Genomic DNA, 22,946 nt, shown 5'->3' on the forward strand with positions numbered 1-22,946 from the left:
GGATCCCGACCGGCGGGCTCAGCCCCTCGAGCTCCCGGAGTCCTCGCCCGCCTCGTCGATCGCCGACTCGAGCCGGTCGACCTTCGCCTCGAGCTCGCCCGACCAGCCCGGGCGGATGTCGGCCTTCAGCACGAGCGAGACCCGCGAGCCGTACGCGCCGACCGCCTCGGTCGCGCGACGCACGACGTCGAACACCTCGTCCCACTCGCCCTCGATCTCGGTGAACATCGAGGTCGTGCGGTTCGGGAGCCCCGACTCGCGGACGATCTTCACGGCCGCCGCGACGGCGTCGTGGACGGATCCGTCCGCGCGGCCCGTTCCGCTCGGCGCGACGGAGAACGCCACCAGCATGCTGCCTCCTCGGCGGGTGGGGTCGGTGCCGTCGCTCACTGCGTCGCGAACGCGGCATCCCGCCTGGTGCCAGCCTGCCATACGACGATGAGCGACCAGACCAGGAGTGCGCCGAGCAGGGCGACCTTCATCGTGAGCAGGAACACGAACGCGGGGTTCGCGATGAGGAGCCAGCCGTACCAGTACGGGTAGATGATCTGCGTGAGCAGCGCCACGGCGGCGGCGAGCAGCGCCGGCGCGGCGAATCGGACGGGACGCAGCACGAGGCCGAGCACGACGGGCGCCGCGAGCCAGGTCGCGAACTGGGGCGATCCGACCTTGTTGGCGAGCATGAGCACGACGACGAAGGCGAGCGAGAGCGGCGCCATGAGCACGACGAACGGCGCCCCGCGACGCGCAGCCCGCACGCCGAAGGCCGTGACGACGAGCGCGGCGACGAGCATGAGCGGCGTCGTGAGCGCGGCCGCGGCGTCGGCGCCGGGCCCCACGATCTGGAAGGTGAGGATGTCCTGGGAGTACTCGATCGTGACGTCCTTCGCGCCCGCCACGATCTGCCACAGCCAGAACACCGCGGCGGGAGCCTCGATCTGCAGGCCGCGGCCCGCCTGCTCGGCGATGAACCCGAACGCGTTCGTCCCAGCGCCGGCGAGCAGGCTCACGCCGACGATCGCGGCGCTCAGCGAGAGCGCGATCGTCACGACCTCGCCGCGCCGGCGCGAGGCGATCACGAGCGCGGCCACGAGGGCGGCGGGCCACACCTTGATCCAGGCGCCGATCGTGAGCAGCGTGGCCGCGACCCGAGGGCGACCCGCCGCCCACAGCAGGCCGGCGATCGCGAAGGGCACCGTCACCGCGTCGATGCGGCCGAGCGCGATCGGTCCGAGGAGCGCCAGGAATCCGAGCCACCACCAGGCGGCCGCCCGCCGCGGGCGGGAGAGCGCCGCACGGCCGAGCAGGATCGAGAAGGCGAGGGCGTCGAGGACGATGACGATGGCGAGCCACGACTGGGCGATGTACGCCTCGCCGAAGGCGAAGGCCGCCGCCATCGGCGCGAACGCGAGGATGGGATACACCCAGGGCGCGTCGATGCCCATGCGGAGCCAGCCCTGCGAGGCGTTCTCGGCCCACACCCGGTAGACGCCGGTGACGTCGCCCATCGGGTACCCGGGCGCGGAGAGGTTCAGCCAGGCGAGCAGCAGGTGCACGGCGGCGAAGGCGGTCCAGAGTGCGGCGCGGCCGCCGAGGGCGTGCCGCAACCGGGCAGCGGATGTCTCGCGCTCGCCTCCCCCGGTCACGCGACGAGCCTAGCCGAGCGTCATATTCCGCCACGCGCACGCGCCGCGTCGGCGGGATCGGGGATGCTGGAGTCCGACGCAACCGGAGGCCGCCATGACTCGACGCACGAACACCCGACGCACGCTCGCCGCACTCGCCCTCGTCGCGTCCGCGACGCTCGCGCTCGTCGGCTGCGCTGCTGCGGGCTCGGGCGACGGTGCGAGCGACGAGGCCGCCGGCGACGGCCACGTCACCGCGGGCAAGCTCACGATCGGCACGGGCGAGCCCGCCTACTTCCCGTGGGTCGTCGACGACGCCCCCGAGAGCGGCGACGGCTTCGAGGCGGCCGTCGCCTACGCCGTCGCCGAGCAGCTCGGCTTCGGCGACGACGACGTCGTGTGGGTGCGCACGACCTTCGACCAGGCGATCGCCCCGGGCCCGAAGAGCTTCGACCTCAACCTCCAGCAGTTCTCGATCACCGAGGAGCGCGCGGCGAACGTCGACTTCTCCTCGCCGTACTACGCGACGACGCAGGTGGTCATCACGGTCGCCGGCTCCCCCGCCTCGGGCGCCACCTCGATCGCCGAGCTGCAGAAGCTCAACGTCGGCGCGCAGACGGGCACGACGAGCCTCGACGCGGTCGAGGAGGTCATCCGGCCGACGGCCGGCGCGAGCGTGTTCAACACGAACGACGACGCGAAGTTCGCGCTGCAGAACGGCACCGTCGACGCCATCGTCGTCGACCTGCCGACGGCGTTCTACCTGACCGGCGCCGAGCTCGACGGCGGCGAGATCATCGGCCAGCTGCCCGAGACCTCGGCGGGCGGCGACGAGTTCGGCTTCGTGCTCGCGAAGGACTCCCCGCTCACCGACGAGGTCACCGCAGCGGTCGACGCGCTCCGCGCCGACGGCACGCTCGACGCCCTCGCGGCCGAGTGGCTCGGGGGCGAGGGCGCGGCCCCGGTCCTCGAGTGACGCCCGGCCGAACGCCGGCCGGCGAGGCATCCTCGTGCTGCCGCTAGCGTGGTCGTCGTGACCACGACCGACCGCGACGACACCGGCGCCGCCACGTGGCGGCCGAGCGCCGTCGAACTCGACCGGCGGGCGTTCCGTCGACGGCAGACCCGCCGCTCGGTGCTCGTGAGCGCGGGCTCGACCGTCGTGTTCGCCGCCCTGCTCGCGTGGGCGCTCATCGGCTCCCCCGGGTGGGCGGCGGTGCAGCAGTCGTTCTTCGACCCCGAGGTGGCGATCGCCTCGCTCCCTCGCATCCTCGAAGGGCTCTGGCTCAACATCCAGGTGCTCGTCGCGGCGAGCATCGGCGTGATGGTCTTCGCACTGCTGCTCGCCACGATCCGCACGCTCCGCGGTCCGGTGTTCTTCCCGCTCCGCGCCCTCGCGGCCGGCTACACCGACCTGTTCCGGGGCGTGCCGCTGCTCATCGTGCTCTACCTCGTGGGTTACGGCGTGCCGGGGCTCGACTTCTTCCCGGCGATGCCCGTCGCGTTCTGGGGCACGATCGCCCTCGTCCTGACGTACTCGGCGTACGTCTCCGAGGTGTTCCGCGCCGGCATCGAGGCGGTGCACCCCTCGCAGCGCCTCGCCGCCCGTTCGCTCGGGCTCAGCCACGGGCAGACGATGCGCCGCGTGGTGCTGCCGCAGGCGATGCGCAAGGTGACGCCGGCGCTCATGAACGACTTCGTCGCCATGCAGAAGGACGTCGGGCTCATCTCGGTGCTCGGCGCCGTCGATGCCGTGCGCGCCGCCCAGATCGAGACGGCCCACTACTTCAACTTCACGCCCTACGTCGTCGCGGGGCTGCTGTTCGTGCTGCTCGCCTGGCCGATGATCCGCCTCACCGACTGGGTGACCGCGCGCATGCGCGAGCGCGAGCAGATCGGCAGCATCGTATGACCGCGACCACCGAGCCGCTGCTCCGGCTCGAGGGCATCCGGCGGGCCTTCGGCGACAAGGTCGTGCTCGACGGCATCGACCTCGAGGTCGGCGCCCACGAGGTCGTCGCGCTCATCGGGGCGAGCGGCTCGGGCAAGTCCACCCTGCTGCGCTCGATCAACCTCCTCGAGCCGATCGACGACGGCGTCATCCTGCTCCGCGGCGACGACATCAGCGACCCGCGCGTCGACGCCGACGGCGTGCGCGCACGCATCGGCGTCGTGTTCCAGCACTACAACCTCTTCCCGCACCTCAGCGTGCTCGACAACGTCACCCTCGCCTCCCGGCTCGTGCATCGGATGCCTCGGCGGGAGGCCGAGCGTCGAGGTCTCGAGCTGCTCGACTCGGTGGGTCTCGCCGGCTTCGCGGGCGCGTTCCCCGATCGGCTCTCGGGCGGCCAGCAGCAGCGGGCGGCGATCGTCAGGGCGATCGCGACCGACCCCGAGCTCCTCCTCCTCGACGAGGTGACGAGCGCCCTCGACCCCGCGCTCGTGGGCGAGGTCCTCGCGCTCGTGCGCTCGCTCGCCGAACGCGGCACGACGATCGTGATGGCGACCCACGAGATGGCCTTCGCGCGCGACGTCGCCGACCGCGTTGTGCTCCTCGACGGCGGGCGCATCCTCGAGCAGGCGCCGGCCGCCGAGTTCTTCGCGTCGCCGCGCGAGCCGCGCACGCGCGAGTTCCTGGCGCGCTTCCTCGACGGCTGATGCTCGGCGGCGCTGCGCGCCGGCGTCACGCCGACCCGGTCCCTCAGCGCTGCAGCAGGCCGCCGATCACCTGGGGCACCGCGGCGGCGATCTCGAGCGCGGCGACGGGCCCGCCGTCGACCGCCGCGCTGGCGCGGCGCGCGGCCTCGCCGTGGATCCACGCGGCGGTCGCCGCGAGCCTCGTCAGCACCTCGGCGTTGAGCGCGAGCTCCTCGTGATGCGTGGCGGCGAGGGCCCCGAGGATGCCGCCGAGCACGTCGCCGGTGCCGGCGCTCGCGAGCCAGTGCGTGTCGGCCGTCACGGTGTAGCGGTCCCCGTCGGGATCGGCGATGTGGGTGACCGCTCCCTTCAGCAGCACCGCGACGCCGAGTTCTCGCGCAGCGCGGTCGGCCCAGCCGGCGGGATCGGCCCGGACCTCGTCGAGGGTCACGTCGACCTCGCGGGTGACGAGCAGGTTCGCGAGCTCGCGGGCGTGGGGGGTGATCACCGTCGGCGCCGTGTGGGTGCCGACGAGGTCGAGCGCGCCGGCGTCGAGCACGACCGGCAGGCGCGAGGCGAGCGCGTGCTGGAGGTCGCCCTGCAGCATGAAGGAGCGCCGGCCGGGTTCGATGCCCGAGCCGATGAGCCAGGCCTGCACGCGTCCCGACACCGTCACGGTCTCGGGCCGGCGCAGCAGCACGGCGGCGCGCACCCCGCGCGGACCGGTGTAGCGCACCATGCCGACGCCGGTCCGCGTGGCGGCCTCGACCCCGAGCACGGCGGCCCCGGGGTAGTCGGTCGATCCGGTGATCACGCCGAGCACGCCGCGCGAGTACTTGTCGTCCCCGGCATGGGGGGCCTTCACCCAGCCGGCCGCCTCATCGGCGGTCCATTCCTGCCACGGTTCGCCCATGTACCAACGATAGGTTGAGTGGGATGACTCCGACAGCCCTCGCCCCGATCAGCCTCTCGCCCTCGGTCGTCGTCTTCGACTACGGCGAGGTCATCTCGCGCGAGCCGACCGACGCCGACCGGGTCGCGCTGGTCGCGCGCGCCGGCGTGCCGGCCGAGGCGTTCTGGGCCTCGTACTGGGCCCATCGCGAGGGGCTCGACCGCGGCACGACCTCGATCGCCGGGTACTGGCAGGCGGTCGCCCGCGACATGGGCGCCGCGTGGGGCCCGCTCGACGTGCACGAGCTCTGGGCGATCGACCATCGCGGCTGGCTCTCGGTCGATCCGGGCACGCTCGCGGTGCTGCACGCGCTGGTCGACGGCGGCACGCGCCTCGCGCTCCTCTCAAACGCGGGCGCCGACTTCTCGGGCTGGCTCCGCCACGGGTCGTTCGCCCCGCTCTTCGAGCGGGTGTTCGTGAGCGGCGAGCTCGAGCTCGTGAAGCCCGAGGCCGCGATCTACGAGCACGTCATCGACGAGCTCGACATCGAGCCTGCGCAGTTCCTCTTCGTCGACAACCGGGCCGAGAACGTCGACGGCGCGCGCGCCGTCGGCGGCGACGGGCACGTCTTCACGGATGCCGCGGGGCTCGAGCGCTGGCTCCGGAGCCTCGCGTGAGCGTGGCGGCGCACGAGGGTCCAGCGCTGTTCCGCCCGATCACGATCCGCGGGCTCGAGATCCGCAACCGCGTCTGGGTGCCGCCGCTCTGCCAGTACTCGGTGACGGCGCGCGACGGCGTGCCGCACGACTGGCACCTCGTGCACCTCGGTGCGATGGCCGCGGGCGGCGCGGGGCTCGTGATCGCCGAGGCGACCGCGGTGAATCCCGAGGGCCGCATCTCCGACCACGACACCGGCCTCTGGAACGACGAGCAGGCGGCGGCCTGGTCCCGCATCACCCGGTTCATCCGGTCGCAGGGGGCTGCCGCGGGCATCCAGCTCGCGCATGCGGGGCGCAAGGCCTCGGTGTGGCCCGAGCCGATGCGGCGGCGCGGATCCCAGCCGCTCGAGGAGGGCGGGTGGCCGACCGTGTCGGCGTCGGCCGTCGCCTTCGACGGCTACCGCGAGCCGCTCGCCCTCGACGAGGCCGGCATCGCCGGGGTGATCGACGACTTCCGCATGTCGGCGCGCCGTGCGGTCGCGGCGGGGTTCGACCTCGTCGAGGTCCACGCCGCGCACGGCTACCTCGTGCACCAGTTCCTCTCGCCGCTTTCGAACACGCGCGACGACCGGTGGGGCGGCAGCCTCGAGAACCGGGCCCGGCTCCTCCTCGAGATCGTCCGTGCGGTGCGTGCGGAGATCGGCGAGGAGATGCCGCTGTTCGTGCGGTTCTCGGCGACCGACTGGGTGCCGGGCGGGTGGGACGAGGCGCAGACCTCCGTCGTCGCGGCCTGGGCGGAGGACGCGGGCGCCGACTTCTTCGACATCTCGACGGGCGGGCTCGTGGCCGTCGCCGACATCCCCGTCGCGCCCGGCTATCAGGCGCACTTCGCCGAGTACGTCGGCGAGCGTTCGGAGGCGCCGGTGTCGGCCGTCGGCCGCATCACCGACGCCCGTCACGCCGAGGACCTCGTCGCGGAGGGGCGCGCCGACGCCGTCATGTTCGGCAAGGCGATGATGCGCGACCCGCACTTCGCGATGCGCGCCGCGCACGAACTCGGCGCCGACACGTCGATGTGGCCGGCGCAGTACCTCCGGGCCAGGCCCGAGCACAACGACGGCGAGTGGTGACGACCGGTCGGGGCGACTAGCCCGCGGAGTCCGACCGCATGCGCGCCATGCGCTCCATCGACTCGGCCGACATCTGCCCGATCGCGAAGATGTTGCCCTCGCTGTCGCTGAACCAGGCGCTGCGCTCGTCGCCGATCTCGGCCACGCCGTCGACGGTCGTGAGGCCGGGCAGGTCGTAGTCGTGGAACACGACCCCGTGCGTGCGGAGGGCCGTCATGTCGCGGTCGAGGTCGTCGCTGAAGAGGTTGAACGCGGTGTTCTGCGCGGTGCCGGCGTAGTCGGTGCGGTACACCATGACCGCCGTCCCGCCGACGTCGTAGAACAGCATCCCTCCCTCGGTCTCCTCGTACACCGGGTCGCGGCCGAGCACGTCGTGCCACCAGCTGCGCGCCCGGTCGATGTCGGCGGCAGGGAGGACGGCGCACGCCGTGAGTTTCTCGAACATGATCATTCCTCGAGTTCCTCGGGTCGTGGAAAGTCTACGCCGCCTCCCGCGCCGACGGACTACCCGCGACGGGTCGCGTCCTGCACCTCGCCGACGAGCTCCTCGATGATGTCCTCGAGGAAGATCACCCCGCTCGTCGAGCCGTCCTCCTCGAAGGTGCGCGCCACGTGCGTGCCGAGGCGGCGCATCGTGGCGAGCGCGTCCTCGAGGTCGGTGCCGTCGAAGATCGACACGAGCCGGCGCACCCGCTTCGCGGGGATCGGGTCGTCGAACTCGTCGTCGTCGAGGTCGATCACGTCCTTCAGGTGCACGTAGCCGTCGGGCTCGCCGCCCTCGCCGAGGATCGGGTAGCGCGAGAAGCCGCGACGGGCGACCGCCCGCTCGACATCGCCCGGCGTCGCCCCCGGCGGCAGGCTCACGAGGCCCGACATCGGCACCGCGACATCCTTCACGCGCTTCGTGGTGAACTCGAACGCCGCCGTGAGCGTGCCGCTCGCGTCGTCGAGCACGCCCTCGCGGCGCGACTGGTCGACGATCGTCTGCACCTCCTCGAGCGTGAACGTCGAGGTCGCCTCGTTCTTCGGCTCGACGCCGAACAGGCGCAGCACGCCGTTCGCCGTCGCGTTCAGCGCGCCGATGATCGGCTTGAACACCCGCGCGACGAACACGAGCGGAGGTGCGAGCAGCAGCACCGCCCGGTCGGGCACCGAGAACGAGAGGTTCTTCGGCACCATCTCGCCGAACACGACGTGGAGGTACGAGACGAGCACGAGCGTCACGATGAACGCGACCGTCGAGACGACCTCGACCGACCAGCCCGTGAGGTGCAGCGGCACCTCGAGCAGGTGGTGGATCGCCGGCTCGGAGACGTTCAGGATGAGCAGCGAGCACACCGTGATGCCGAGCTGGCTCGTCGCCAGCATGAGCGTCGCGTGCTCCATCGCCCAGAGCGCGGTCTTCGCACTGCGCTTGCCCTGCTCGGCGAGCGGCTCGATCTGCGAGCGCCTGGCCGAGATGACGGCGAACTCCGCGCCCACGAAGAAGGCGTTCGCGGCGAGCAGCACGAACAGCCAGGCGATGCCGGCCCAGTCGCTCATCGGCCCGCCTCCTCGTCATCGGCGAACCAGACGGCCGGACCGTGCTTCACTGCCCTCATCGGCCCGCCTCCTCGTCATCGGCGGCCGCATCGGCCGACAGGGGTCTCGGCACGAAGCGCAGCCGGTCGATGCGGCGGCCGTCGAGGCGCTGCACGCTGAGGGTGCCCTCGTCGATCGCGACCTCGTCGCCGACGACGGGCAGGCGCCCGAGCTCGGACATCACGTAGCCGGCGACGGTCTCGTAGTCGCCGTTCTCGGGCACGTGGATGCCGGTGCGCTCGACGAGCTCGTCGGGTCGCAGCATTCCGGGGAAGCTCACGTTGTCGCCGCGGCGGACGATGCCGGCCCGCGTGCGGTCGTGCTCGTCGGCGACCTCGCCCACGAGCTCCTCGACGAGGTCCTCGAGCGTCGCGACCCCCGCGGTGCCGCCGTACTCGTCGACGACCACCGCCATCTGGAACCCGCGGCCGCGCAGCTCGCCGAGCAGCGCGTCGAGCTTGATCGTCTCGGGCACGCGCAGCGCGTCGGACTGGAGCGCCGACGCCGGCACCTCGGCCCGGCGCTCCCGCGGCACGGCCACGGCCTGCTTCACGTGCACGACGCCGACGACGTCGTCGAGGTTCTCGTCGTAGACCGGGAACCTCGAGAAGCCGGTCTGGCGTGCGAGCTCGAGCACGGCCTCGGCCGGTTCGAGCCGCTGCACGGCCGCGACCCGCGGGCGCGGGGTCATGACGTCGGAGGCGTCGTGGTCGGAGAAGCGCAGCGTGCGTCCGAGGAGGGTGGCCGTGTCCTTCTCGAGGAGACCGGCGCTCGCGGAGCGACGCACGAGCGAGGAGAGCTCCTCGGCCGAACGCGCGCCAGACAGCTCCTCCTTCGGCTCGATGCCGACGGCGCGCAGGATGGCGTTCGCGCTGCCGTTGAGCACGACGATCGCGGGCCGGAACACCCACGTGAACGCCGTCTGGAACGGGATCACGAGCTTCGCCGTCGCGAGCGGCAGTGCGAGCGCGAAGTTCTTCGGCACGAGCTCGCCGATGATCATCGAGAGGAGGGTCGCGACGACGATCGCCGTCGTGGCGCCGACCGGGCGGACGAGCGAGTCGGGGATCCCGATCGCGGCGAGCGGCTCGGCGAGGAGCGAGGAGATCGCCGGCTCCATCGTGTACCCGGTGAGCAGCGTCGTCAGCGTGATGCCGAGCTGCGCGCTCGAGAGGTGCGTCGAGGTGATCTTCAACGCGGCGATCGTCATGCCGAGGCGGGTCTCACCCCGCTCGCGTCGCGCCTCGAGATCGGCGCGGTCGAGATTGACGAGCGCGAACTCGCTCGCAACGAACAAGCCCGTGCCGATCGTGAGGAGGAGTCCGAAGCCGAGCAGTATCCACTCAGACAACGCTGCCTCCCCGAACGGTCACGGGCGAGGGTCTATGGCCGGGGTTCTTCGCAGAGGGAGGATCATCCATGGTCGTTCAAGTATATGCGGGCGATCCCGGCGATCACCGGGCGCGATCACCAGCTGACCGGGAGCGCCTTGCCCTCCTCGTAGCCCGCGGCGGACTGGATGCCGACGAGCGCGCGCTCGCGGAACTCGGCGAGCGTCCGCGCACCGGCGTAGGTGAACGAGCTGCGCACGCCGGAGGTGATCATGTCGAGCAGGTCCTCGAGCGAGGGACGCAGCGGGTCGAGGTAGATCGACGACGACGAGATGCCCTCGGCGAAGAGCTCCTTGCGGGCGAGCTCGTACGGCGAGAGCCGGTCGAAGCGCTCGCGCACCGCCTTGGTCGACGCCATGCCCCAGCTCTCCTTGAAGAGACGGCCGGATGCATCGCGCCGCAGTGTTCCGGGCGCCTCGATCGTGCCGGCGAACCAGGAGCCGATCATGACCGAGGCGGCGCCGGCCGCGAGCGCGAGCGCGACGTCGCGCGGGTACCGCACCCCGCCGTCGGCCCACACCCTGGCGCCGAGCTCGCGCGCGGCCTCGGCCGTCTCGAGCACCGCCGAGAACTGGGGGCGGCCGACCGCCGTCATCATGCGCGTCGTGCACATCGCGCCGGGGCCGACGCCGACCTTCAGCACGTCGGCGCCCGCGTCGACGAGGTCGCCGACGGCCGCCGCGGTCACGATGTTGCCCGCCACGATCGGGATGCCGAGGTCGAGGTCGCGCACGGTCGACACGGCCCGGATCATGCCCTCCTGGTGCCCGTGCGCCGTGTCGAGGACGAGCATGTCGACGCCCGCCGCCGCGAGCGCCCGCGCCTTCGCGGCCACGTCCCCGTTGATGCCGACCGCCGCGGCCACCCGCAGTCGTCCGTCCCGGTCGACGTTCGGCTCGTAGATCGTGCCGCGCAGGGCGCTCCGCCGGCTCAGCGTGCCGACGACGTGGCCGTGCTCGAGCACGGGCGCGAAGTCGAGCTCGGCCTCGACCATGAGGTCGAACGCGCGGCGCGGGCTGTCGACGTCGTCGGCGTCGAGCGAGGCGATGCCGCCGTGCACGAGGTCGCCGAGCCGGGCGTCGGGCAGCGCGCTCGCGAGCCGCGTCGCGGGGAGGCATCCGACGTAGCGCCCCTTCGTGTCGTGGAGCACGATGCCGTGCCCCTCGAACGGCGGCAGCGACTCGAGCGCGTCGGCGACGGTCGCGTCGGGGTGGAACGCGTGCGGGGTGTCGAAGCGCGGCGACTGCGACTTCACCGAGCGGATCGACTCGGCCAGGTCCTGCAGGTGCAGGTCCTGCGGGAGCACGCCGATGCCGCCGCGGCGGGCGAGCGTCGCGGCCAGCCGGGGCCCCGTGATCGAGTTCATGTTCGCCGAGACGATCGGCACGGACGCCCCCGAGCCGTCGTCGGGGGCGAGCGACACGTCGAGCCGGCTCGTCACGCCGGAGCGACTCGGAACGAGGAACACGTCGGAGTAGGTCAGGTCGTGGGTCGGGGCCGTCCGGTAGAACTCCATGCCCTCAGCGTAGGCCGCGCCCCTGCGGCGTGCACGAGGCGCCTCGCGCGGGGTTTAGGCTTGTGTGGGTGATCGGCCACGACGCGTTCGCGGCCGGGTCGATCTCCGAGAATCCAGCATCAACGGAGAGAGTGGGCGAGCGGCTGTGTCGAGCCAATTGACCGGAGCGGGATCCGACGAAACGGCGTCGGGCGAATACGGAGCCAACGAATGGCTCGTCGACGAGATGTACGAGAAGTTCCTCGCCGATCCCGACTCGGTCGACCAGACCTGGAGGCCGGTGCTCGAGCGACGCCGCGCGCAGAGCGAACAGGGCGCAGCGGCCCCCGCGACGAACGGCGCCGCCCCGCAGGGCCAGGCGCCCGCGGCCGCGCCGGCCGCTGAGGCTCGCGCCGAGGCATCCGCCGCCCCGCAGCAGGCCGCGCCGGCCGCCGACGCCGCGGCACCCGCCTCCCCTGCGACCGCACCGGTGCCCGTGATCGGGCAGACCCCGGCCGCACGCACCACCTCGGTGGCGCCGCGCACCCAGCCGGTGCCGGCCGACGTGCCCGTCACGAGCCCGCAGCCGGTCGTCGCCGACGCCCCCGCCGAAGACGAGGTCGTCGCGCTGAAGGGCATGCCGAAGGCCCTCGCCGCGAACATGGACGCCTCGCTCACCGTGCCGACCGCGACGAGCGTGCGCACCGTGCCGGCGAAGCTCATGATCGACAACCGCATCGTGATCAACAACCACCTGCGGCGCACCCGCGGCGGCAAGATCAGCTTCACCCACCTCATCGGCTGGGCGCTCATCCAGGCGCTGAAGGAGTTCCCGAGCCAGAACGTCTTCTACTCCGAGGTCGACGGCAAGCCGAGCCTCGTGAAGCCCGCGCACATCGGCCTCGGCATCGCGATCGACATCCCGAAGCCCGACGGCACCCGCGCCCTCCTCGTGCCCGCGATCAAGCGCGCCGAGACCATGTCGTTCAACGAGTACCTGAGCGCCTACGAAGACCTGGTGTCCCGGGCCCGTCAGAACAAGCTCAAGGCCGACGACTTCTCGGGCGCGACGATCTCGCTGACGAACCCCGGCGGCATCGGCACCGTCCACTCGGTGCCCCGCCTCATGAAGGGCCAGGGCTGCATCATCGGCGCGGGCGCCCTCGAGTACCCGGCCGAGTTCCAGGGCGCGAGCGACAAGACCCTCGCGAACCTCGCCATCGGCAAGACCATCACCCTCACCTCGACCTACGACCACCGCGTCATCCAGGGCGCGGGCTCGGGCGAGTTCCTGAAGAAGGTGCACGAGCTCCTCATCGGCCAGCGCGGCTTCTACGAGGGCATCTTCGCGGCCCTGCGCCTGCCGTACGAGCCGATCCGCTGGGCTCCCGACATCGCCGTCGACATCGCGAGCGCGATCGACAAGACGGCCCGCGTGCAGGAGCTCATCAACTCCTTCCGCGTGCGCGGCCACATGATGGCCGACACCGACCCGCTCGAGTACGTGCAGCGCTCGCACCCCGACCTCGACATCGCGAGCCACGGCCTCACCTTCTGGGACCTCGACCGCGAGTTCGTCACGGGCGGCTTCGGCAACAAGCGCACGGCGCTCCTCCGCGACATCCTCGGCGTGCTCCGCGACTCCTACTGCCGCACCATCGGCATCGAGTACATGCACATCCAGGACCCGGTGCAGCGCCAGTGGATCCAGAACGAGGTCGAGCGCCCCTACGAGAAGCCGACCCACGACGAGCAGATGCGCATCCTCGGCAAGCTCAACGAGGCCGAGGCGTTCGAGACCTTCCTGCAGACGAAGTACGTCGGCCAGAAGCGCTTCAGCCTCGAGGGCGGCGAGTCGGTCATCGCGCTCCTCGACGAGATCCTGCAGGGCGCCGCGAAGGAGGGCCTCGACGAGGTCGCCATCGGCATGGCGCACCGCGGCCGTCTGAACGTGCTCACGAACATCGCCGGCAAGACCTACGGCCAGGTGTTCCGCGAGTTCGAGGGCGCCACCGCCGGGCAGGGCTCGGGCGACGTGAAGTACCACCTCGGCACCGAGGGCACCTTCACGGCCGACGACGGCCACCAGGTGCCCGTCTCGCTCGCCGCGAACCCCTCGCACCTCGAGGCCGTCGACGGCGTGCTCGAGGGCATCGTGCGCGCGAAGCAGGACCGCAAGCCCATCGGCACGTTCTCGACCCTGCCGATCCTCGTGCACGGCGACGCCGCCATGGCCGGACAGGGCATCGTCGTCGAGACGATGCAGATGTCGCAGCTGCGCGCGTACCGCACGGGCGGCACGATCCACGTGAACATCAACAACCAGGTCGGCTTCACGACGGTGCCGGGCGACGCCCGCTCCTCGATCTACTCGACCGATGTCGCGAAGACGATCCAGGCGCCGATCTTCCACGTGAACGGCGACGACCCCGAGGCCGTCGTCCGCGTGGCCGAGCTCGCGTTCCGCTACCGCCAGGAGTTCAAGCGCGACGTCGTCATCGACCTCGTCTGCTACCGCCGCCGCGGCCACAACGAGGGCGACGACCCCTCGATGACGCAGCCGCTCATGTACAACCTCATCGAGCAGAAGCGCAGCGTGCGCAAGCTCTACACCGAGGCCCTCGTCGGCCGCGGCGACATCACCGAGGCCGAGTACGAAGAAGCGCACCGCGACTTCCAGGACCGCCTCGAGCGCGCCTTCGCCGAGACCCACGCCGTGCAGACCGGCGCGATCGCCGTGATCGGGGCGACCGAGCAGACCCACGTCCCCGAGCAGCCCACCGGCGAGATGGAGACCACCGGCGTCGGCGTCGAGGTCGTGCACGCCATCGGCGACGCGTTCAACAACAAGCCCGCCGGCTTCACGGTGCACCCGAAGATCCAGCAGCTGCTGCAGAAGCGCCTCGACATGAGCCGCAACGGCAAGGTCGACTGGGGCTTCGGCGAGCTGCTCGCGCTCGGCTCGCTGCTGCTCGAGGGCACCCCGGTGCGCCTGGCCGGCCAGGACGCCCGCCGCGGCACCTTCGTGCAGCGCCACGCGGTGCTCCACGACCGCGCGAACGGCCAGGAGTGGCTGCCGCTGCAGAACCTGTCGGAGAACCAGGCGAAGTTCTGGATCTACGACTCGCTCCTCAGCGAGTACGCCGCGATGGGCTTCGAGTACGGCTACTCGGTCGAGCGCGCCGACGCGCTCGTCATGTGGGAGGCGCAGTTCGGCGACTTCGCCAACGGCGCGCAGACCATCATCGACGAGTTCATCTCCTCGGCCGAGCAGAAGTGGGGCCAGCGCTCGAGCGTCGTGCTGCTGCTCCCCCACGGCTACGAGGGCCAGGGCCCCGACCACTCGAGCGCCCGCATCGAGCGCTACCTGCAGCTCTGCGCCGAGAACAACATGACGGTGGCCCGCCCTTCGACGCCCGCGTCGTACTTCCACCTGCTGCGCCGTCAGGCCTACGCCCGGCCGCGTCGCCCGCTCGTCGTCTTCACGCCGAAGGCGATGCTGCGACTGCGCGGCGCCACGAGCGAGGTCGCCGACTTCACCGAGGGCAGGTTCGAGCCGGTGCTCGACGACCCCCGGATCAGCGACCGGGCCGCGGTCAAGCGCGTCGTGTTCGTGTCGGGCAAGATCTACTACGACCTGATCGCCGAGCTCGACAAGCAGCAGAACACCGACATCGCGGTCGTGCGTCTCGAGCAGCTCTACCCGCTGCCCGCGACCGAGCTCAAGGCCGTCGTCGACGCCTACCCCGAGGCCGAGCTGATGTGGGCCCAGGACGAACCCGAGAACCAGGGCGCCTGGCCGTACTTCATCATCGAGACGAACAAGCTCGGGCCGCGCGAGGTCACGGTCGTCGCCCGCCAGGCGGCGGCGTCGCCCGCGACGGGTTCGGCGAAGCGCCACGCGACCGAGCAGGCCGAGCTGGTGCGTCGCGCGACGACGCTCTAGCGCTCGAACGAACGAACGAAGCGAGCGGATGCCATCGGCATCCGCTCGCTTCGTCGTTGCGGGTGCGGTGCGGCGCCGACGGGGCGCCGCACCCTCCTCCCCTACTCCGCCCTGCGGGCCAGCTTGCTCGGCCACCAGATGACCCGGCCGAGGTCGTAGGCGAGCGCCGGCACGAGCAGGGTGCGCACGAGGAAGGTGTCGAGCAGCACGCCGAACGCGACGATGAACGAGATCTGCACGAGGAAGAGGATCGGCAGCACGCCGAGCGCCGCGAAGGTCGCCGCGAGCACGAGCCCCGCCGAGGTGATCACCCCGCCGGTGAGCCGGAGGCCGCGGATGATGCCCGTGCGCGTGCCGAACTGCATCGATTCCTCGCGGACGCGCGTCATGAGGAAGATGTTGTAATCGACGCCGAGCGCGACGAGGAAGACGAATCCGAACAGCGGCACCGACGGGTCGGCCCCCGGGAAGTGGAAGACGTGCTCGAACACGAGCGCCGAGACGCCGAGTGCGGCCGTGAACGACAGCACGACGCTGCCGATGAGGATGAGCGGCGCCACGATCGAGCGCAGCAGCAGCATGAGGATCACGAGGATCGCCGCGAGCACGAGCGGGATGACGAGGTTGCGATCGGCGATCGCCGCATCGTTCGTGTCGAGCGCGACCGCCGTCTGGCCGCCGACGAGGACGTCGGAGCCGACCTCGTCGAGCGCGGTGCGCAGGGCGGCGACGGTCGCTTCGGCCTCGAGCGAGTCCGACGCGTCCGACAGGGTGGCCTGCAGCAGGACCCGGCCGTCCACGACCGTGGGCGCCGGCGCCGGGGTTCCGGGCGGGCCGAACGCCTGCACGCCGTCCTCGGTGACGGGGGCCGAGCCCGACGGCGAATCGGCGGAGACCACCGACACCGAGTCGACGCCCGGGGTCGCGAGCGCGACGTCGGCCATCTCCTGCAGCTCGTCCTCTGGTCCCACGATGACCGCGGGGGTGCCGGAGCCCGCCGGGAAGTGCTCGCCGATCATCGCCTGACCGTCGCGCGCCTGCGATTCGCCGAGCACGAACTCGCTCGAGGGCACGCCGTCGGCGTCGAGCTGGGCGAGGCCGAGCGACATGCCGGCGAGCGCGAGGACGGAGACGATCCACACGGTACGGGGGCGCCGCGAGACGAGGCGGCCGACACCGGCCCAGAGGCCGCGGTCGGGCAGGTCGCGCTCGTCGGGAGCGGATGCCTCGTGCAGCACCCCTGCCGCGTGCACGCCGTGCGCGGGCTCGGCGGCGTCGCCGCCGTGCGCGATCCTGCGGGGCCAGAACGCGGCACGCCCCGCCCAGAGGAGCAGCGCGGGCAGCAGGGTGAGCGCCGACAGGAGGGCGAACACGATGCCGATCGCGGCGATGGGGCCGAGCGTCTTGTTCGAGTTCAGCTCGCTCACGAGCAGGATGAGCAATCCGACGATGACGGTTCCGCCGCTCGCCACGATGGGCTCCCACGATCCGCGCAGCGCGGCCCACGTGGCATCCCACTTGCGCTCGTACCGGGCGAGCGTCTCGCGATACCGCGCAATGTACAGCAGCGCGTAGTCGGTCGCGGCGCCGATCACGAGGATGAAGAGGATGCCCTGCGTCTGCCCCGAGAGCACGATCACGTCGGCCCTCGCGAGCGAGACGACCGTGAGCACGGCCGCGCAGAGCGCCGACATGCTCGTGAACAGCACGATGAGCGGCAGGAGCGGCGATCGGTAGACGACGATGAGGATGACGAACACGGCGGCGAGCGCGACGGCGAGCAGCAGTCCGTCGATGCCGCTGAAGGCGCCCGCGATGTCGGCACTGAAGCCGGCCGGCCCGGCGACGGCGACCGTCGCCCCCTCGATCGGCGCGTCGTCGACGGCGGCCCGGAGCTCGCCCACGACGACCGACGCCCGCTCGGCCCCGTCGCCCGACTCGATGGGCACGACGATCTCGACCGCCTCGCCGTCCTCGGAGGCGATCGCCGGCGACACCTCGTCGTCGACGACGCCCGGCACGTCGGCGAACGCCGATCGCAGTTCGTCGACGGCGGCGAGCTGCGCGTCGTCGAGGTCGGTGCCGTCGTCGGTCGCGACGACGACGATCGCCGGGATCGTCTCGGCGTCGCGGAACTCCTCCTGCAGGGCGGCGACCTCGGTCGCCTCGGCCGACGCGGGCAGGAACTGGCTCTGGTCGTTCACCGACAGCTTGCTCAGCGAGCCGAACGACGCGCCGCCCGCGCCGAACGCGGCGAACCAGATGAGGATGAGGACGGCGGGGATCAGCACGCGCAGCCACGTCGGGACGCGCGAGTGCTTCTGAGCAGGGGTGTCGATCACACCGTCGACGCTACGGGCGCACCGGCCGGGCGCGCATCGAACGAACGATTGAGTCGGCGGATCGGGACCGGTCAGGCGACGGTGTGCGTCGACTGGTAGAGGCGGATCTGCGCGAGCACCTGCACGCGCAGCTGCTCGGGGGCGCTCTCGCGGCAGGCCCGCTGCACGACCTCGGTGATCGCGACACCAACGCGGAGCTCGGCCTGGCAGTCGACGCAGTTCTCGACGTGCTCGCGGATGTCCGAGGCGTCGACGGCCTGCAGCTCGTTGTGCAGGTACTCCTCGAGTTCGGCTCGCGCCTTCTCGCAGCCGCAGTCGGTCATTTCTTGCTCCTCGCGGGTTTCGGCGCCTTCTCGGCCGCGGCGAACCCCTGTTCGCGGGCGTAGTCGGCGAGGGACTCGCGCAGCAGTCGCCGGCCACGGTGCAGACGGCTCATCACGGTCCCGATGGGGGTGTTCATCATGTCGGCGATCTCCTGGTAGGAGAAGCCCTCGACGTCGGCGAAGTACACGGCAAGCCGGAAGTCCTCGGGCAGCGCCTGGAGGGCGTCCTTCACGGCGCTGTCGGGCAGGTGGTCGATCGCCTCGGCCTCGGCCGAGCGGCTCGACCGGGCGGTCGTCGACTCGGCGCCGCCGAGCTGCCAGTCCTCGAGCTCGTCGATCGTGCCCTGATAGGGCTCGCGCTGCTTCTTGCGGTAGCTGTTGATGAAGGTGTTGGTCAGGATCCGGTAGAGCCACGCCTTCAGGTTCGTGCCCTGCGTGAACTGCCCGAACGCGGCGAACGCCTTCACGAAGGTCTCCTGCACGAGGTCCTGCGCATCGGCCGGGTTCTTCGTCATGCGGAGCGCGGCGGCGTAGAGCTGGTCGAGGAACGGCAGCGCCTGCTCCTCGAAGAGTTCGCCGAGAGGCCGGGCCTCGTCGGGGGTCTCGGCTTCGGTCGGCGCCTGGTCGATCTCGTCGGCAGTCATCACCGTCAAGCTTAGATCGTCGGTTCCGTCGAGAACCCTGCGAGGGGCTCCGAGCTGCTCCGCCGGCCGTTCGAGTACCGCAAGCGACATCCGCACCATCTCCTTCCGCGTCCCTGACGCTACTGTTGATAACCGATGCAGATTTCGAGGTATTCCGAACCCGAGTTCGATCCGTACGGCGACAACAAGACGACCGAGACGGATGCCGGGTGGCGCGCGCCGCTCGCGACGTCGCCGCTGTCCGCGGTCGTGTCGCTCCCGGGGTCGAAATCGCTGACCAATCGCGAGCTCGTGCTCGCCGCACTCGCCGACGGGCCGTCGACCCTCCGCGCGCCGCTCTGGTCGCGCGACAGCGAACTCATGGTCGAGGCGCTGCGCGCCCTCGGCACGGGGTTCGAGCGACTGCCCGGCCGCGGCGAGTTCGGCGACGATCTGCGGGTCACCCCGGCCGACGAGCTGCTCGGCTCGACGACGATCGACTGCGGCCTCGCGGGCACCGTCATGCGGTTCATGCCGGCGGTGGCCGCGCTCGCGCTCGGGCCGACGACCTTCGACGGCGACGAGTACGCGCGCAATCGCCCGATGTCGGGGGTCATCGAGGGCCTCAAGGGCCTCGGCGTCGACCTCGACGACGACCGCCGCGGAACCCTCCCCTTCACGGTGCACGGCACCGGACGGGTCGCGGGCGGCGCGCTCGAGATCGACGCCTCGGCCTCGAGTCAGTTCGTCTCCGGCCTGCTGCTCTCGGCACCCCGTTTCGAACAAGGGCTCGACCTCCGCCACGTCGGCGAACGGCTGCCGAGCCTGCCCCACATCGAGATGACCATCGAGACCCTCGCCGCTCGCGGCGTCGAGGTCGAGACTCCTGAGACCGGTCGCTGGGTGGTCGCGCCGGGGCCGATCCGCGCGATCGACGTCGAGCTCGAGCCCGACCTCTCGAACGCGGCCCCGTTCCTCGTCGCCGCGCTCGTCGCCGGCGGCTCGGTCACGATCGTCGGATGGCCCGAGACCACCACGCAGGTGGGTGCGCAGCTGGCCGAGCTCCTCCCCCGCTTCGGCGCCCGCGTCGAGCTCGACGGCGACCGTCTCACCGTGCACGCACCACCGCGCTCGGCCGACGGCGGGCGCGGCATCCGGGGCGTCGAGCTCGACCTCTCGGAGGCCGGAGAGCTCGCGCCGAACCTCGTCGCCCTCGCGGCCCTCGCCGACGAGCCCTCGACGATCACGGGCATCGGGCACATCCGCCACCACGAGACCGACCGGCTCGCCGCGCTCGCGACCGAGCTGAACGGCCTGGGCGGGCGGGTCGCCGAGCTTCCCGACGGACTCCGCATCGAGCCCGCACCGCTGCACGGCGGCCCGTGGCGCGCGTACGCCGACCACCGGATGGCGACGAGCGGGGCGATCATCGGACTCGCGGTGCCGGGCGTCGTCGTCGACGACATCGCCTCGACGGGCAAGACGCTGCCGCAGTTCACCGCGCTCTGGGAGCGGCTGCTCGCATGACCTGGTGGAGCACCGACGACGACGAGGACGACGAGCCCGAGTTCGACGAGTCCGCCGTCAGGGTGCGTCCCAACCGGCGCGGCTCCCGCCCCCGCACGAAGACGCGCCCCGAGCACGCCGACGCGATCACCGGCATCGTGCTCGGCGTCGACCGCGGCCGCTACTCCGTGCTCGTCGACGAAGGCGGAGCCGACGAGCACGAGCTCACGGCGGCCCGCGCGAGCGAACTGCGTCGCAAGTCGGTCGTGACGGGCGACCGGGTCGACCTCGTGGGCGACGTCTCGGGCGATGCGGGCAGCCTCGCGCGCATCGTGCGGGTGCAGGAGCGCACGACGCTCCTGCGGCGCAGCGCCGACGACACCGACGCGGTCGAGCGGGTCATCGTCGCGAACGCCGACCAGATGCTCATCGTCGTGGCGGCGGCGAACCCCGAGCCGCGGGTCCGGCTCATCGACCGCTACCTCGTGGCCGCGTTCGACGCCGGCATCCGTCCCCTGCTCTGCATGACGAAGACCGACCTCGCCGACCCCGAGGAGTTCCTCGGCAACTTCCCCGGCCTCGAGCTGCCCGTCTTCCGCTCGCGCAGCGACGACATGCCGCTCGCCGAGATCACCGAGGCGCTGCTCGGCCACCGCACCGTGTTCGTCGGCCACTCGGGCGTCGGCAAGTCGACGCTCGTCAACGCCCTCGTGCCGAGCGCCCACCGGGCGACGGGGCACGTCAACGTCGTGACCGGCCGGGGCCGGCACACCTCCTCGTCGACGGTGTCGCTGCGCATCGACCACGACGGCCGCACCGGCTGGGTGATCGACACCCCGGGCGTGCGCTCGTTCGGGCTCGGCCACGTCGACCCCGCGAACATCCTCGGCGCATACACCGACCTCGCCCGCATCGCCGAGGACTGCCCGCGCGGCTGCACGCACCTCCCCGACTCCCCCGACTGCGCGATCGTCGAAGCGGTCGACGCGGGCGAGCTCGGCGAGACGGGGCGCGCCCGCCTCGACTCGCTGCAGCGGCTGCTCGCGACCTTCGCCTGAGCCCGCGGCGGGCGTCCCAGGCGTCCCTCGACGGAGCATCCGCACATCGAAGCGTGCCTACGATGGGTGGCATGACCGATGCACGACTTGGCCCAGGCGACCTCGCCCCCGACTTCACGCTCGACGACCAGAACGGCGTCCCCCTGACGCTCTCGTCGCTGCGCGGGACGAAGGTCGTCCTCTACTTCTACCCCGAGGCGATGACCCCGGGCTGCACCACCGAGGCCTGCGACTTCCGCGACAGCCTCAACTCGTTCAAGAGCGCCGGCATCCGCGTGCTCGGCGTCTCGAAGGACGAGGTCGACAAGCTCGCCCGGTTCGCCGAGCGCGACCGCCTGAACTTCACCCTCCTCGCCGATCCCGACCTCGCCGTGCAGCAGCAGTACGGCGTCTGGGGCGAGAAGTCGCTCTACGGCAAGATCGTCGTCGGCTCGATCCGCTCGACCTTCATCATCGACGAGGAGGGCCGCATCGCACGGGCGATGTACAACGTGAAGGCCACCGGCCACGTCGCGCGGGTGCGACGCGAGCTCGGCCTCGACGCCTGAGCCGCGCGTCGGAGCGACGCGCACCGATGACGGCCGATCGGGCCCGGCCGCACCTGCGGCCGGGCCCGATCGCGTTGCCTCGGCAGCGCCGCACTGTCAGGCGGCGGGTTGGTCCTCGGGGCGCGAGTACGCGATCCGCACGGGTGTCCAGAGCAGGAGGCCGATGACGGTGATGGCGGGCACGAGCAGCGCCCACCCGAGGTCGGGGCGCGCGAAGAGCCCCTGGAAGGCGCCGACGGCGACGGAGACCTGCAGGATCTGCCAGACGATCGCCGCCGCACGCGACCACGGGGCGCGCCGCAACGACGCGAACGCGACGGCGGACACCCAGACGGCGCCGATCACGACGAGCACGAGGAGCGCGATCGCCGTCGCCATCGAGGAGGGCTCGAGCGCGAACAGGTCGACGATCAGCCAGATCACGAGCCCCACCATGAGCAGGGCCTCGGCGAAGAGCACGGCGCTCACGACGACGAGGGCGGCGCGCACGCCGCCGTCCTGCGCCGGCTCGGCGGGCCGGCCGGCTCCCGCCGATGCGTTCGCCCCCTGATCGGATGCCTCGGGCCGGGTCTCGTCGCGTCGATTCACAGCGTTGTCCCATACATGGCTATTGATTCGATCTCTCCACTATGCGACCATTTATGAGGTCGAATTGATGCTCACAGGGACGTGAGCCGATCAGTCATGATCCTACTTCCCGAGATTCGACTTTCCCCCTGCAGCAGCCCTCACGGGCAAGCGCAATCGTGCGCGTCTGCGAACGAAGTACACGCAAGGAGCATCTCCATGGATTGGCGCGACAAGGCCGCCTGCCTCACCGCAGACCCGGAACTCTTCTTCCCGGTCGGCAACACCGGCCCCGCCGTCGACCAGATCGAGAAGGCGAAGACGGTCTGCGCCCGTTGCACCGTCACCGAGATCTGCCTGCAGTACGCCCTCGAGACCGGTCAGGACTCGGGCGTCTGGGGAGGCCTCTCGGAAGACGAGCGCCGCGCCCTCAAGCGCCGCGCCGCTCGCGCCCGTCGCGCGGGCTGAGCCAGAGCTTCGGATGCTCCGGGGCCCGCGTCGAGCGGGCACCGGAGCATCTTTCGCTGCTCGGGGCGGTCGCCCGCTCCAGCGGAGCGTCCGCGGCGGGCCCTTCAGCCTCGGGCGCCGTGCCCGGAGGTCGCCGACCGCCGGCCCGGCTCGAC

Annotated in this window: 21 protein-coding genes; 10 read left to right on the forward strand and 11 right to left on the reverse strand. The window is 71.7% G+C overall.

Features of this window, described 5'->3' with window-relative positions; all coding sequences use genetic code 11:
- Positions 1-18 precede the first annotated feature (18 nt).
- Positions 19-351: an MTH1187 family thiamine-binding protein gene (locus tag ACFVAJ_RS01380; protein WP_376941007.1), complete on the reverse strand. Its 333-nt coding sequence runs from the start codon at positions 349-351 to the stop codon at positions 19-21.
- A gap of 35 nt (positions 352-386) precedes the next feature.
- A complete protein-coding gene (locus ACFVAJ_RS01385) occupies positions 387-1,646 on the reverse strand; it encodes a glycosyltransferase 87 family protein (RefSeq protein WP_376941008.1) in 1,260 nt (419 codons plus the stop codon).
- Positions 1,647-1,740: 94 nt separating this feature from the next.
- Between ACFVAJ_RS01385 and ACFVAJ_RS01390 the strand changes: the two genes are divergently transcribed.
- Genes ACFVAJ_RS01390 through ACFVAJ_RS01400 form a run of 3 tightly spaced genes read left to right on the forward strand, consistent with a single transcriptional unit; the run spans position 1,741 to position 4,283 of the window.
- Positions 1,741-2,601: an ABC transporter substrate-binding protein gene (locus tag ACFVAJ_RS01390; RefSeq protein ID WP_376941009.1), complete on the forward strand. Its 861-nt coding sequence runs from the start codon at positions 1,741-1,743 to the stop codon at positions 2,599-2,601.
- Positions 2,602-2,658: 57 nt separating this feature from the next.
- Positions 2,659-3,537: an amino acid ABC transporter permease gene (locus ACFVAJ_RS01395; protein WP_376941010.1), complete on the forward strand. Its 879-nt coding sequence runs from the start codon at positions 2,659-2,661 to the stop codon at positions 3,535-3,537.
- Positions 3,534-4,283: an amino acid ABC transporter ATP-binding protein gene (locus tag ACFVAJ_RS01400; RefSeq protein ID WP_376941011.1), complete on the forward strand. Its 750-nt coding sequence runs from the start codon at positions 3,534-3,536 to the stop codon at positions 4,281-4,283. Before ACFVAJ_RS01395 ends, ACFVAJ_RS01400 begins: the two co-directional genes overlap by 4 nt.
- A gap of 43 nt (positions 4,284-4,326) precedes the next feature.
- Here the strand turns inward: ACFVAJ_RS01400 and ACFVAJ_RS01405 are convergent, their stop codons facing one another.
- Complete coding sequence (locus tag ACFVAJ_RS01405; protein WP_376941012.1) at positions 4,327-5,175, reverse strand: NAD(P)H-hydrate dehydratase; 849 nt, start codon at positions 5,173-5,175, stop codon at positions 4,327-4,329.
- 23 nt (positions 5,176-5,198) lie between these two features.
- Here ACFVAJ_RS01405 and ACFVAJ_RS01410 point away from each other — a divergent pair, with 23 nt between their 5' ends.
- Positions 5,199-5,831: an HAD family hydrolase gene (locus ACFVAJ_RS01410; RefSeq protein ID WP_376941013.1), complete on the forward strand. Its 633-nt coding sequence runs from the start codon at positions 5,199-5,201 to the stop codon at positions 5,829-5,831.
- Between the two features lie 2 nt (positions 5,832-5,833).
- Entirely contained in the window at positions 5,834-6,943 is a 1,110-nt protein-coding gene (locus ACFVAJ_RS01415; protein ID WP_376941014.1) for an NADH:flavin oxidoreductase/NADH oxidase, read from the forward strand.
- Between the two features lie 16 nt (positions 6,944-6,959).
- On the opposite strand, the gene ACFVAJ_RS01420 is transcribed toward ACFVAJ_RS01415, so the two are convergent.
- The 4 genes from ACFVAJ_RS01420 to ACFVAJ_RS01435 form a co-directional block, all read right to left on the reverse strand.
- Positions 6,960-7,388 carry a VOC family protein gene (locus ACFVAJ_RS01420; protein ID WP_376941015.1) on the reverse strand — a complete coding sequence of 143 codons (429 nt, stop codon included), beginning with the start codon at positions 7,386-7,388 and terminating at the stop codon, positions 6,960-6,962.
- 59 nt (positions 7,389-7,447) lie between these two features.
- The gene (locus ACFVAJ_RS01425; protein WP_376941016.1) at positions 7,448-8,485 is read right to left on the reverse strand and encodes a hemolysin family protein; all 1,038 of its coding nucleotides are present in this window, start codon (positions 8,483-8,485) and stop codon (positions 7,448-7,450) included.
- Between the two features lie 55 nt (positions 8,486-8,540).
- A complete protein-coding gene (locus tag ACFVAJ_RS01430; RefSeq protein ID WP_376941017.1) occupies positions 8,541-9,875 on the reverse strand; it encodes a hemolysin family protein in 1,335 nt (444 codons plus the stop codon).
- Between the two features lie 116 nt (positions 9,876-9,991).
- Complete coding sequence (locus ACFVAJ_RS01435) at positions 9,992-11,431, reverse strand: GuaB1 family IMP dehydrogenase-related protein (RefSeq protein WP_376941018.1); 1,440 nt, start codon at positions 11,429-11,431, stop codon at positions 9,992-9,994.
- 145 nt (positions 11,432-11,576) lie between these two features.
- Between ACFVAJ_RS01435 and ACFVAJ_RS01440 the strand changes: the two genes are divergently transcribed.
- Positions 11,577-15,356, forward strand: coding sequence for a multifunctional oxoglutarate decarboxylase/oxoglutarate dehydrogenase thiamine pyrophosphate-binding subunit/dihydrolipoyllysine-residue succinyltransferase subunit (locus ACFVAJ_RS01440; protein WP_376941019.1), 3,780 nt, complete (start codon positions 11,577-11,579; stop codon positions 15,354-15,356).
- Positions 15,357-15,457: 101 nt separating this feature from the next.
- On the opposite strand, the gene ACFVAJ_RS01445 is transcribed toward ACFVAJ_RS01440, so the two are convergent.
- The 3 genes from ACFVAJ_RS01445 to ACFVAJ_RS01455 form a co-directional block, all read right to left on the reverse strand.
- Positions 15,458-17,698, reverse strand: a complete 2,241-nt coding sequence (locus ACFVAJ_RS01445) for an MMPL family transporter (protein WP_376941020.1) — start codon at positions 17,696-17,698, stop codon at positions 15,458-15,460.
- Positions 17,699-17,769: 71 nt separating this feature from the next.
- Positions 17,770-18,021 (reverse strand): zf-HC2 domain-containing protein, encoded by a 252-nt coding sequence (locus tag ACFVAJ_RS01450; RefSeq protein ID WP_376941021.1) that lies wholly within the window; start codon positions 18,019-18,021, stop codon positions 17,770-17,772.
- Positions 18,018-18,665 (reverse strand): sigma-70 family RNA polymerase sigma factor, encoded by a 648-nt coding sequence (locus tag ACFVAJ_RS01455; RefSeq protein ID WP_376942452.1) that lies wholly within the window; start codon positions 18,663-18,665, stop codon positions 18,018-18,020. The genes ACFVAJ_RS01450 and ACFVAJ_RS01455 overlap by 4 nt, the downstream gene beginning before the upstream one ends.
- 135 nt (positions 18,666-18,800) lie before the next feature.
- Here ACFVAJ_RS01455 and aroA point away from each other — a divergent pair, with 135 nt between their 5' ends.
- The 3 genes from aroA to bcp all read left to right on the forward strand — a co-directional run bounded on the left by aroA (position 18,801) and on the right by bcp (position 21,756).
- The gene (gene aroA, locus ACFVAJ_RS01460; RefSeq protein WP_376941022.1) at positions 18,801-20,171 is read left to right on the forward strand and encodes a 3-phosphoshikimate 1-carboxyvinyltransferase; all 1,371 of its coding nucleotides are present in this window, start codon (positions 18,801-18,803) and stop codon (positions 20,169-20,171) included.
- Positions 20,168-21,208 carry a ribosome small subunit-dependent GTPase A gene (gene rsgA / locus ACFVAJ_RS01465; RefSeq protein ID WP_376941023.1) on the forward strand — a complete coding sequence of 347 codons (1,041 nt, stop codon included), beginning with the start codon at positions 20,168-20,170 and terminating at the stop codon, positions 21,206-21,208. The genes aroA and rsgA overlap by 4 nt, the downstream gene beginning before the upstream one ends.
- Before the next feature lie 71 nt (positions 21,209-21,279).
- On the forward strand, positions 21,280-21,756 hold the full coding sequence (bcp, locus tag ACFVAJ_RS01470) for a thioredoxin-dependent thiol peroxidase (RefSeq protein ID WP_376941024.1): 477 nt from the start codon (positions 21,280-21,282) through the stop codon (positions 21,754-21,756).
- A gap of 96 nt (positions 21,757-21,852) precedes the next feature.
- On the opposite strand, the gene ACFVAJ_RS01475 is transcribed toward bcp, so the two are convergent.
- Complete coding sequence (locus ACFVAJ_RS01475) at positions 21,853-22,344, reverse strand: hypothetical protein (protein ID WP_376941025.1); 492 nt, start codon at positions 22,342-22,344, stop codon at positions 21,853-21,855.
- Positions 22,345-22,542: 198 nt separating this feature from the next.
- On the opposite strand from ACFVAJ_RS01475, the gene ACFVAJ_RS01480 reads away from it, so the two are divergent.
- Positions 22,543-22,791 (forward strand): WhiB family transcriptional regulator, encoded by a 249-nt coding sequence (locus tag ACFVAJ_RS01480; RefSeq protein WP_022888365.1) that lies wholly within the window; start codon positions 22,543-22,545, stop codon positions 22,789-22,791.
- The last annotated feature ends 155 nt before the right edge of the window (positions 22,792-22,946 follow it).

It is taken from the genome of Agromyces sp. NPDC057679 (assembly GCF_042799635.1).
Lineage (GTDB): Bacteria > Actinomycetota > Actinomycetes > Actinomycetales > Microbacteriaceae > Agromyces.